Annotated in this window: 12 protein-coding genes; 11 read left to right on the forward strand and 1 reads right to left on the reverse strand. The window is 37.8% G+C overall.

What is annotated here, in order from left to right:
- A partial coding sequence (locus tag EAL04_RS07710) for an outer membrane beta-barrel protein (protein ID WP_120974432.1) occupies nucleotides 1–124 on the forward strand: 124 nt, incomplete at its 5' end.
- A gap of 63 nt (nucleotides 125–187) precedes the next feature.
- Here the strand turns inward: EAL04_RS07710 and EAL04_RS07715 are convergent.
- Nucleotides 188–394, reverse strand: a complete 207-nt coding sequence (locus EAL04_RS07715) for a 2-hydroxymuconate tautomerase family protein (RefSeq protein ID WP_001115881.1) — start codon at nucleotides 392–394, stop codon at nucleotides 188–190.
- A gap of 136 nt (nucleotides 395–530) precedes the next feature.
- On the opposite strand from EAL04_RS07715, the gene recR reads away from it, so the two are divergent.
- The 10 genes from recR to EAL04_RS07765 all read left to right on the forward strand — a co-directional run bounded on the left by recR (nucleotide 531) and on the right by EAL04_RS07765 (nucleotide 8,037).
- Entirely contained in the window at nucleotides 531–1,112 is a 582-nt protein-coding gene (recR, locus tag EAL04_RS07720; protein WP_115018934.1) for a recombination mediator RecR, read from the forward strand.
- Entirely contained in the window at nucleotides 1,109–2,254 is a 1,146-nt protein-coding gene (gene truD, locus EAL04_RS07725) for a tRNA pseudouridine(13) synthase TruD (protein WP_120974461.1), read from the forward strand. Before recR ends, truD begins: the two co-directional genes overlap by 4 nt.
- Entirely contained in the window at nucleotides 2,241–3,173 is a 933-nt protein-coding gene (gene htpX / locus EAL04_RS07730) for a zinc metalloprotease HtpX (protein ID WP_240454737.1), read from the forward strand. The genes truD and htpX overlap by 14 nt, the downstream gene beginning before the upstream one ends.
- Nucleotides 3,174–3,716, forward strand: a complete 543-nt coding sequence (gene folE / locus EAL04_RS07735) for a GTP cyclohydrolase I FolE (RefSeq protein ID WP_000426949.1) — start codon at nucleotides 3,174–3,176, stop codon at nucleotides 3,714–3,716.
- Nucleotides 3,717–3,731: 15 nt separating this feature from the next.
- Nucleotides 3,732–4,643, forward strand: a complete 912-nt coding sequence (locus EAL04_RS07740; protein WP_120974465.1) for a polyprenyl synthetase family protein — start codon at nucleotides 3,732–3,734, stop codon at nucleotides 4,641–4,643.
- The gene (gene surE / locus EAL04_RS07745) at nucleotides 4,640–5,443 is read left to right on the forward strand and encodes a 5'/3'-nucleotidase SurE (RefSeq protein WP_039083081.1); all 804 of its coding nucleotides are present in this window, start codon (nucleotides 4,640–4,642) and stop codon (nucleotides 5,441–5,443) included. Before EAL04_RS07740 ends, surE begins: the two co-directional genes overlap by 4 nt.
- A complete protein-coding gene (locus tag EAL04_RS07750) occupies nucleotides 5,440–6,099 on the forward strand; it encodes a hypothetical protein (protein WP_001034745.1) in 660 nt (219 codons plus the stop codon). The genes surE and EAL04_RS07750 overlap by 4 nt, the downstream gene beginning before the upstream one ends.
- A 1-nt stretch (nucleotide 6,100) precedes the next feature.
- Nucleotides 6,101–6,703 carry a 6-pyruvoyl trahydropterin synthase family protein gene (locus tag EAL04_RS07755; RefSeq protein ID WP_120974467.1) on the forward strand — a complete coding sequence of 201 codons (603 nt, stop codon included), beginning with the start codon at nucleotides 6,101–6,103 and terminating at the stop codon, nucleotides 6,701–6,703.
- The gene (locus EAL04_RS07760) at nucleotides 6,700–7,455 is read left to right on the forward strand and encodes a 7-carboxy-7-deazaguanine synthase QueE (RefSeq protein WP_120974470.1); all 756 of its coding nucleotides are present in this window, start codon (nucleotides 6,700–6,702) and stop codon (nucleotides 7,453–7,455) included. The genes EAL04_RS07755 and EAL04_RS07760 overlap by 4 nt, the downstream gene beginning before the upstream one ends.
- A gap of 96 nt (nucleotides 7,456–7,551) precedes the next feature.
- Nucleotides 7,552–8,037, forward strand: coding sequence for a GNAT family N-acetyltransferase (locus EAL04_RS07765; protein ID WP_120974472.1), 486 nt, complete (start codon nucleotides 7,552–7,554; stop codon nucleotides 8,035–8,037).
- Nucleotides 8,038–8,192 lie beyond the last annotated feature (155 nt).

Raw genomic sequence — 8,192 nt, forward strand, 5'->3', positions numbered from 1 at the left:
AATGGGCTTAAAGATTCCTTTAGCGGTCAATTCCTTTTATGAAACGCATGGCAAAGGGTTAAACGCTTCCCTCTTTTTCAAACGCCTTGTGGTGTTTAATGTGAGTTATGTTTATAGTTTTTAGGGGGGTAGAAATAAGCACCCCTTAAATGTTAGCGTATCGCAACCTTTGAATTTTAAAAACTCTTTAGTTTTTTTGCCTCAAATGATGAACACTCTCGCCCCCAAGACCATAATTATTAGAATCGACCTCATCTATAATGACCACAATAGAAGCCTTATTTTTGTTTAACACCTTCACCATCAAATCTGAAACCCCTTCAATCAATTGCTGTTTTTGCTCGTTTGTTGGCCCTCCATTTTCTGGCACAAGTTTGATATTAATAAACGGCATGTTATTCCTTAAAATTGAGATAGCGTATTGTAGCGCTTTCATCTTAAACCCCCTTTTAAAAAACGATAAAAATAAAAAAACAATAAAAGCCCTTTTAGTGGCTTTCAAGTCAAGTTAAGTTTGATATACTAACAAAATGAATACTTATAAAAACAGCTTGAACCACTTTTTAAATTTAGTGGATTGTTTAGAAAAAATCCCCAATGTGGGTAAAAAGTCCGCCTTTAAAATGGCGTATCATTTGGGTTTGGAAAACCCTTATCTGGCACTAAAAATCACGCACGCTTTAGAGAACGCGCTAGAAAACCTTAAAACATGCACATCTTGTAACGCGCTCAGTGAGAGTGAAGTTTGTGAGATTTGCTCTGATGAGAGCCGGCAAAATTCTCAGCTTTGCATGGTTTTACACCCAAGAGATGTGTTTATTTTAGAAGACTTAAAGGACTTTTTAGGGCGCTATTATGTGTTAAATTCTATAGAAGAAGTGGATTTTAACGCCCTAGAAAAACGCCTGATTGGAGAAAACATTAAAGAAATCATTTTTGCTTTCCCTCCCACTTTGGCTAATGATTCTCTAATGCTTTATATTGAAGATAAATTACAACGATTCCACCTCACTTTCACTAAAATCGCTCAAGGCGTGCCTACTGGAGTGAATTTTGAAAACATTGACTCCGTTTCGCTCTCAAGGGCGTTTAATTCAAGGATCAAAGCATGAATTTAAACTTTATGCCCCTATTGCATGCTTATAACCATGCGAGCATTGATTTTCATTTCAATTCTAGCGCTAGGGATTTTTGCGTGCATGAAGTGCCTTTGTATGAATTTAGCAACACAGGCGAACATGCCGTTATTCAAGTGAGGAAAAGCGGTTTAAGCACTTTGGAAATGCTTCAAGTTTTTTCTCAAATTTTAGGGGTAAAAATCGCTGAATTGGGTTATGCGGGCTTGAAAGATAAAAACGCGCTGACGACTCAATTCGTCTCACTCCCTAAAAAATACGCCCCTTTATTAGAAAAAAATACGCATAATTTACAAGAAAGAAACCTTAAAATTCTGTCTTTGAATTACCACCATAATAAAATCAAATTAGGGCATTTAAAAGGGAATCGCTTTTTTATGCGTTTCAAAAAAATGACCCCCCTAAACGCTCAAAAAACAAAGCAGGTTTTAGAACAAATCGCGCAATTTGGCATGCCTAATTATTTTGGTTCACAACGCTTTGGGAAGTTCAATGACAACCATAAAGAGGGGTTAAAAATCTTGCAAAATGAAACGAAATTCGCCCGCCAAAAATTAAACGCTTTTTTAATTTCAAGCTATCAAAGTTATTTGTTTAACTCGCTTTTAAGCAAGCGGTTAGAAATCAGTAAAATCATTAGCGATTTTAGCGTCAAAGAAAATTTAGAATTTTTTAAACAAAACAATTTAAGCGTTAATTCAAGCGCCCTAAAAGCCCTTAAAAACCAAGCCCACCCCTTTAAAATCTTAGAAGGCGATGTGATGCGCCATTACCCTTATGGGAAGTTTTTTGACGCTTTAGAATTAGAAAAAGAAAGCGAAAGGTTTTTGAAAAAAGAAGCTGTGCCTACGGGGTTACTGGACGGCAAAAAAGCTCTTTATGCGAAAAATTTGAGTTTGGAAATTGAAAAAGGATTCCAGCATAACCTTTTAAGTGGCCATGCTAAAACGCTAGGATCTAGGCGGTTTTTTTGGGTGTTTGCAGAAAATATAACTTCTCAATATGTGAAAGAAAAAGCGCAATTTGAATTGGGATTTTACTTGCCTAAAGGGAGTTATGCGAGCGCGTTGCTCAAAGAAATCAAGCATGAGAAAGGAGAAAATAATGACGAATTTTGAAAAGATTATCGCGCAAAACAGGCTCAAAACGAACGCGGTTTTAACCACTTATTGCGCGATTTTTGCTTTTATCGGGTTATTGGTGGATGCTATTAGAATCAACGCTAATGATTTAGGCATAGCCCTTTTTAAACTCATCACTTTTCAAATTTTTCCTACGATCACCATTATCATGTTTTTAGCGGCTTTTGTCATTATTGTTATTTGTATCCAAAATTTTAGCTCTATCATGTTAAGCGGTGATGAATACAAGCTTATTGACCCAAGCAAGGTTTTAAGCTCTAAAGAAAATCAAATCCATCGCCTTTTGTTAGAGCTTTTAGAAGAGGCTAAGCTTCATTTTGAACCTAAGCTTTATATCATTAACGCCCCTTACATGAACGCTTTTGCGAGCGGGTGGGATGAATCTAATTCTCTTATCGCTCTTACAAGCGCTTTAATAGAAAGGTTGGATAGAGACGAATTAAAAGCCGTGATCGCTCATGAGCTCAGCCACATACGGCACAACGACATCCGCTTGACCATGTGCGTGGGGATTTTAAGCAATATCATGCTATTAGTGGCTAATTTTAGCGTGTATTTTTTCATGGGGAATCGCAAGAATAGTGGGGCGAATTTAGCCCGAATGATTTTATGGGTTTTACAGATCATTTTGCCTTTTTTAACACTCCTTTTGCAAATGTATTTGAGTCGCACACGAGAATACATGGCCGATAGCGGGGCGGCATTTTTAATGCATGACAATAAGCCCATGATCAGGGCCTTACAAAAGATTTCTAACGATTACACTAACAACGATTATAAAGAAATAGATAAGAATAGCACCCGATCAGCGGCCTATCTTTTTAACGCTGAAATGTTTAGCACCCACCCTAGCATTAAAAATCGTATCCAATCCTTAAGAAAGCGTGTGATCTAAATGGAAAATTTTTTCAACCAATTTTTTGAAAATATCGGCGAAGACAAGAATAGAGAAGGTTTGAAAGAGACGCCTAAAAGGGTTCAAGAATTATGGAAATTCTTGTATAAAGGCTATAAAGAAGATCCTAAAGTGGCTTTAAAAAGCGCGTATTTTCAAGGCGTTTGCGATGAAATGATAGTGGCTCAAAACATTGAATTTTACTCCACTTGCGAGCACCATTTGCTCCCTTTTTTGGGGAATATCAGTTTAGGATACATTCCTAAAGAAAAGATTGTAGGCATTAGCGCGATCGCTAAACTCATTGAAATTTATAGCAAACGCTTGCAAATCCAAGAAAGGCTGACCACTCAAATTGCAGAAACCTTTGATGAAATCATAGAGCCAAGGGGCGTGATCGTGGTTTGTGAAGCCAAGCATTTGTGCATGAGCATGCAAGGGGTGCAAAAGCAAAATGCGATCATTAAAACAAGCGTGTTAAGAGGCCTCTTCAAAAAAGACCCTAAAACCAGAGCTGAATTTATGCAACTCTTAAAATCTTAGGTTATAATTCTATACATGAATAGCCCTAATTTATCCTTTTATTGTAATGAGTGCGAGCGTTTTGAAAGCTTTTTAAAAAACCATCATTTACACCTTGAAAGCTTCCACCCTTATTTGGAAAAAGCCTTTTTTGAAATGGTGCTTAATGGGGGTAAAAGGTTCCGCCCTAAGCTTTTTTTAGCCGTGCTTTGTGCTTTAGTGGGTAAAAAAGATTATTCTAACCAACAAACAGAATATTTTAAAATCGCTTTAAGCATTGAATGTTTGCACACTTATTCGCTCATCCATGACGATTTGCCATGCATGGATAATGCCGCTTTAAGGAGAAACCACCCCACTTTACACGCTAAATATGATGAAACCACAGCCGTTTTAATCGGCGATGCGCTCAACACTTATTCTTTTGAATTGCTCTCAAACGCTTTACTAGAAAGCCACATCATTGTGGAATTAGTCAAAATCTTAAGCGCTAATGGGGGGATTAAAGGCATGATCTTAGGGCAGGCTTTGGATTGCTATTTTGAAAACACGCCCTTAAATTTAGAACAACTCACTTTCTTACACGAGCATAAAACCGCTAAATTGATTAGCGCAAGCCTGATTATGGGGCTTGTTGCAAGCGGTGTTAAAGATGAAGAGCTTTTTAAATGGCTTCAAGCTTTTGGGTTAAAAATGGGTCTTTGTTTTCAAGTGTTAGATGATATTATAGACGTTACGCAAGATGAAGAAGAAAGCGGTAAAACCACTCATTTAGACAGCGCTAAAAACAGCTTTGTGAATTTGTTAGGGCTAAAAAAGGCAAGCGGTTACGCCCAAACTTTAAAAACAGAGGTTTTAAACGATTTAAATCTACTAAAACCCGCTTATCCTTTATTGCAAGAAAATTTAAACGCATTATTGAACACTCTATTTAAAGGCAAGACATGAAAAAAATTTTACTCACCAACGATGATGGCTACCATGCAAAAGGCATTAAAGCTTTAGAACAAGCTTTAGAAAACATGGCAGAAATCTATGTGGTTGCCCCCAAGCATGAAAAAAGCGCATGCTCGCAATGCATCACCATCACCGCACCTTTAAGAGCGGAGAAAATTAAAGGCAAAGAAGGTCGGCATTACAGGATTGATGATGGCACGCCAAGCGATTGCGTGTATCTGGCTATTAATGAGCTTTTTAAACATGTTTGTTTTGATTTGGTGATTTCAGGGATCAATCTTGGCTCTAACATGGGCGAAGACACGATTTATTCGGGAACGGTGGCCGGAGCGATTGAAGGCACGATCCAAGGTGTGCCTTCCATTGCGATTTCTCAAATCCTTTCTAACAAAAACAAAAACACTCCCTTAAGTTTTGATCTGGCTCAAAAGATCATCCAGGATTTAGTCCAAAACATTTTCACCAAAGGCTACCCTTTAAAGGGGCGCAAACTCCTAAACGTGAATGTCCCTAATTGCTCCTTACAAGAATATAAGGGCGAACGCATCACCCCTAAGGGCTATAGGTTGTATAAAAAAGAAGTGCATAAGCGCACAGACCCCAAAAATGAAAGCTATTTTTGGCTAGGGCTACACCCTTTAGAATGGCAAAAGCGCGAAAATGAAGACAGGCTCTCTGATTTTGACGCTATTGCTTCAAACCATGCCTCTATCACGCCTTTAAATTTAGACTTAACCAGTTATGATGATCTAAAAAGCTTGGAATCTTGGCATGAGGGAATGTTAAAGTGAATAAAAAGCACCGCTTGGCTTTTTTAGGGCTAATTGTTGGGGTTCTATTCTTCTTTAGCGCATGCCAACACCGCCTGCACATGGGGTATTATTCAGAAGTTACAGGGGATTATTTGTTCAATTATAATTCCACTATCGTGGTGGCTTATGATAGAAGCGATGCGATGACTTCTTATTATATCAATGTGATCGTTTATGAATTGCAAAAATTAGGCTTTTACAATGTCTTCACGCAAGCGGAATTCCCACTAGATAAAGCCAAAAATGTGATCTATGCACGCATTGTCCGTAACATCTCAGCTGTGCCGTTCTACCAATACAATTACCAACTAATCGATCAAGTCAATAAGCCTTGTTATTTTCTTGGGGGGCAGTTTTATTGTTCCCAAACCCCTACCGATTATTACGCTATCAATGGCTTTAGCGAGCAAATTTTAATGAGTGCTAATTCGCATTTTATTTTGGATTGGTATGATGTGGTGCTGCAAAAACGGGTTTTATATGTGGATGGGAGCGTGAGCGGGAGGACTTGTGGGTATCAAATGCTTTATAGGGATTTGATTAAAAGCACGATCAAACGCATTGATTTTAACCGCCCTGAACGCTACTACTACAATTTAAGACTGCCCCTTTATCAGCCATGTTATAGGCAATGAAATGGTTATCAGGCGATTGTATAAATTTTGCGCTAGCCATGTGGTGCGTAATTGCTCTTCTTTAAGATGCGCTCAAAATATCCATGGGCATAATTATGAAGTGGAAGTCTTTATTGAAACCAACCGCTTAGATCATGCGAACATGGCATTAGATTTTGGACTGATGCAGCAAGAAATGCAAACCTTTATAGACTCCTTTGATCATGCCCATCATTTTTGGGATAAAGAAAGCGTTGAGTTTCAGCGTTTTATAGAAAATCATTGCGTGCGTTACGTGAAATGCTCGTTTAATTTGAGTGCGGAGAGTTACGCCCTCATGTTTTTATACTACTTGACAAGGATTTTACAAAAAAGCGTTTTTTCTAATAATGAAGGGGAATTAAAAGTCTCTAGCGTGCGCGTGCATGAGACTAAAAACGGCTACGCTGAAAGCTTTTTAAACGATTTAGAAAACCCTCATTTTAAATCTTTAGTGCATGATCATTGCGTCTCTTTTTCACAAGGCATTCAAAATTTGTGGCATGATAAAGACTTTTTCAATAAAATCATTAGCGATGAAAAACAATGCTTTTTTCACGCTAAGCCCTTACACCAAATCCCATGAAACTCCCGGTCGTTGAGAGCTTTTTTTCCTTACAAGGTGAAGGAAAAAGGATAGGCAAGCCCAGTCTTTTTTTGCGCTTAGGGGGGTGTAACCTTTCATGCAAGGGCTTTAATTGTAAAACCTTATTCAATGATGAAATCCTAACAGGTTGCGATAGTTTGTATGCGGTGCATCCTAAATTCAAAACATCTTGGGATTATTACAATGAGCCTAAGCCCTTGATTGAACGATTAGTTAATTTAGCCCCTAGTTATAAGGATTTTGATTTCATTCTTACAGGCGGGGAGCCAAGCTTGTATTTTAATAACCCTATTTTATTGAGCGTTTTAGAGCATTTTTACCGCCAAAAAATCCCTTTATGTGTAGAGAGCAATGGCTCTATTTTTTTTGAATTTAGCCCTATTTTAAAAGAATTGCATTTCACCCTAAGCGTCAAACTCTCTTTTTCTTTGGAGGAAGAAAGCAAGCGGATCAACCTCAAAGCCTTACAAAATATCTTAAATAACGCTAAAAGTGCGCATTTTAAATTTGTATTGGAGAGTCAAAACGCCGCTCAATCTATTATAGAAATTCAAAGCCTTTTGAAACAACTCTCCTTAAAAAATAATGAAATCTTTTTAATGCCCTTAGGCACAAACAACAACGAGCTAGACAAAAATCTAAAAACCCTAGCCCCCCTAGCCATAAAGCATGGTTTCAGGCTGAGCGATAGGCTCCATATCCGCTTGTGGGATAATCAAAAAGGGTTTTAAATCCATCATATCATACAAGGCGTTATTATTTTAAGCTAAAAATTGTTATCATTACGCTCATTGAAAGATTTAGTTATTTTTGGAAGTTAGGAAATCATGACCATCAAAGTTTTTTTGCCCAAATACCCCACTGAATTAGAAGAATTTTATGCTGATCGCATCGCTGACAACCCTTTAGGGTTTATTCAACGCTTGGATCTTTTGCCCAGTATTAGCGGGTTCGTTCAAAAATTGCGCGAGCATGGCGGGGAATTTTTTGAAATAAGAGAGAATAACAAGCTCATTGGGATCTGTGGGCTTAATCCTATCAATCAAACAGAAGCAGAGCTGTGTAAATTCCACATAAATACCGCTTATCAATCCCAAGGGCTGGGTCAAAAACTCTATGAAAGCGTGGAGAAATACGCTTTCATTAAAGGCTATACTAAAATCTCTCTACATGTGAGCAAGAGTCAAATCAAGGCATGCAACCTCTATCAAAAGCTGGGTTTTGTGCACATCAAAGAAGAGGATTGCGTGGTGGAGTTGGGCGAAGAGACTTTGATTTTCCCCACTCTTTTTATGGAAAAGATTCTATCTTGATTGGCGCATCCACACACGCCTTTTAATTATCAAACTTTGATTAACACAGCCTAATTAATGCTAAATAAACCCCAAAACAAACGCTTGTTGTTAAAATTTTGTTTCAATATGAAACACTAATCCCTTGTAAAAACTTTAAATTTTAAAAAATAAAC

The organism is Helicobacter pylori (genome assembly GCF_003638305.1).
In the GTDB taxonomy this organism is placed as follows: Bacteria; Campylobacterota; Campylobacteria; order Campylobacterales; family Helicobacteraceae; genus Helicobacter; species Helicobacter pylori_DJ.